2 protein-coding genes and 1 pseudogene are annotated in these 2,509 nt (G+C 74.9%); 2 read left to right on the forward strand and 1 reads right to left on the reverse strand.

Annotated elements, in window-relative coordinates:
* Together AC0CYZ_RS26835 and AC0CYZ_RS26840 are read left to right on the forward strand one after the other, a co-directional pair.
* On the forward strand, positions 1 to 317 hold a 317-nt coding region (locus tag AC0CYZ_RS26835), incomplete at its 5' end, for a hypothetical protein (protein WP_472221060.1).
* Positions 314 to 880, forward strand: a pseudogene (locus tag AC0CYZ_RS26840) (sigma-70 family RNA polymerase sigma factor); the annotation flags it as partial. The gene AC0CYZ_RS26835 and the pseudogene AC0CYZ_RS26840, both read left to right, overlap by 4 nt.
* A 388-nt stretch (positions 881 to 1,268) precedes the next feature.
* Here the strand turns inward: AC0CYZ_RS26840 and AC0CYZ_RS26845 are convergent.
* Positions 1,269 to 2,501: a class I SAM-dependent methyltransferase gene (locus AC0CYZ_RS26845; protein WP_472221062.1), complete on the reverse strand. Its 1,233-nt coding sequence runs from the start codon at positions 2,499 to 2,501 to the stop codon at positions 1,269 to 1,271.
* Positions 2,502 to 2,509 lie beyond the last annotated feature (8 nt).

The following is a 2,509-nucleotide window of genomic DNA, read 5'->3' on the forward strand; positions in this document are numbered from 1 at the left end:
CCGGCTGCGGCAGTAGCGCACGACCAGCGGGCGGAGGATCCGCAGCAGCGTCTCCATCGCGCCACCCCGACCCCTGGCGCCTGCTCGCCGCCGACGAGGCCCGCCCGCTGCGGGCCCTGGTCCACCTCGATCCGCTCGCCCGCGACCTCGCCGTGCTGCGCTGGCTCGGCGTCCCCGACGCACAGACCGCCGCGGAGCTCGGCCTCCCGGCGGAGGAGATGCCGCAGCGGCTCGACGAGGCGATGCGCCAGTGGGCGGTCGTCGTGGCCGCCGGGACCGATCCCGGTTCCCCTCCCGACGGCCGGCGGGCCCGGTGAGCCGGGAGGAGCCCGGGACCGACCCCCGCGACCTCGACCGGCTCGTCGCCTCCGCCCTCGCCCGCGAGGCCGGCGCGATGGAGACGCTGCTGCGGATCCTCCGCCCGCTGGTCGTGCGCTACTGCCGCAGCCGGCTCGGTGGCTACGAACGGGTCAACGCCTCCCCCGACGACGTCGCCCAGGAGGTCTGCGTCGCCGTGCTGCGGGCCCTCCCGACCTACGAGGACCAGGGCCGGCCCTTCCTCGCGTTCGTCTACGGGATCGCCCAGCACAAGGTGGTCGACGCCCACCGGGCCGCCGGGCGCGACCGCTCGGACCCGATGGACGAGCTGCCCGAGCAGCAGGACGGCCACGACGGCCCCGAGCAGCACGCCCTCGCGCTCGCCGAGTCCACCGAGATGGCCGCGCTCATGGCCGAGCTGCCCGAGAAGCAGCAGGAGGTGCTGCGGCTGCGCGTCGTCGTCGGGCTCTCCGCCGAGGAGACCGCGGAGGCGGTGGGCTCGACCGCGGGCGCGGTCCGCGTCGCCCAGCACCGGGCCCTGACCCGGCTGCGCCAGCTGATCACCGAGCGCGGGGGCGCGCCGCCCGCTCCCCCGGACGACGGGGCCCCGCGCCGCCGTGGCGGCGCCCGCGGTCCGCGCCGGCCGGCGCACGCCCGTCCGGAGGCCGAGGGGTCCGCGGTGCCCGAGGAGCGCCACGTCCCCGACTGGGAGGCGGCGCCGCGTACCGGCGACGTCGTGCTCGACCGGCTGCTCGGCCTCGCCGACGCCCACGTCGAGACCGTGGCCCGCGGCGGCGACACCGACCCGCGCTCCGGACCGGTCGGGGTCACCGACCGGTCCGCGGCCCAGCGCCGCCTCGACGCCGAGGACGCGCGGATGGCCGGGGCCGCGCGGCGCTTCCGCGGCGATCCGGGTTAGTTCTCCGCGCCGGTCGGGATCCCCGGACCGCTCAGTACGCCGGCCGCAGCGGGAAGCCGGAGCGGCCCATGTCGTCGAGCTTCACCCCGAGGACCTGGTGGAGCTGGATGTTGTTCAGGTCGAACCCGACCGCGCAGGCGGGCATGTAGAGGTTCCACACCCGGGCGCGGCCCTCCCCCGCCTCGGCGACGCACTCGTCCCAGTTGGCCTCGAGGTTGGCCGTCCACGCCTTGAGGGTCCTGGAGTAGTGCTCGCGCAGGTTCTCCTCGTGGCGGATCTCGAAGCCGGCGCCGTTCATGCGGGTGACCAGGTGGCCGATCGGCAGGAGCTCGCCGTCGGGGAAGACGTAGCGGTCGATGAACGGGTCCGCGTGGGCCCGGTGGTGGGCGTCGGGGCGGGTGATGCAGTGGTTGAGCAGCCGGCCGCCCGGGCGCAGCTTCGCGTACAGGAAGGCGAAGTAGGCCTTCAGCTGGGCCCGCCCGATGTGCTCGGTGAGCCCGATCGAGGCGACGGCGTCGAACCCCTCCTCGGTGACGTCGCGGTAGTCGCCGTGCCGGATCTCGACGAGGTCCCCGAGACCGCGCCGGGCGACCTCCTTCTGGGCCCACAGCGCCTGGTCGCGCGAGAGGGTCACGCCGAGGGCCTGCACGCCGTAGTGCTCGGCGGCGTGCATCGACATCTGGCCCCACCCGCAGCCGACGTCGAGCATCCGCATCCCGGGCGCCAGCGCGAGCTTCTGAGCCACCAGGTCGTGCTTGGCGAACTGCGCCTCCTCCAGCGAGGCGGTCTCGCTCGGGTAGGCCGCGCACGTGTAGGCCATCGACGGGCCGAGGACCAGCTCGTAGAAGCGGTTCGAGATGTCGTAGTGGTGCCCGATGACCTGGGCGTCGCGCTCCTTGGAGTGCCGCGTCAGCCCGGCCCGGATCTGGGCGAGCCGCTGCAGCGGGCGCTTGGCGTTGTACTCCTCGGGCGGCGGGTCGACCCAGCGCAGCGCCTTCGGGTCGAGGTTGCGCAGCACGTCGAGCTTGGCCCGCAGCGTCACCTCACCGACGTGCTCGCGGTAGACGAGGCCGAGCGCGGTGTAGATGTCGCCCTCGATGTCCAGCTCGCCGGAGACCAGCGCACGCCCGAGCCCCAGCTGGCCGGGGGACAGGATCAGGTACGACAGCGCCTTCGGGCTGTTGACCCGCACCGAGACCTCGGCGTCGGCCGGGCCGGCGGCGCTGCCGTCGTAGGCGGTGATATGGACCGGCACGCGGTTCAGGACCTCGT

Source organism: Actinomycetospora sp. (assembly GCF_055612215.1).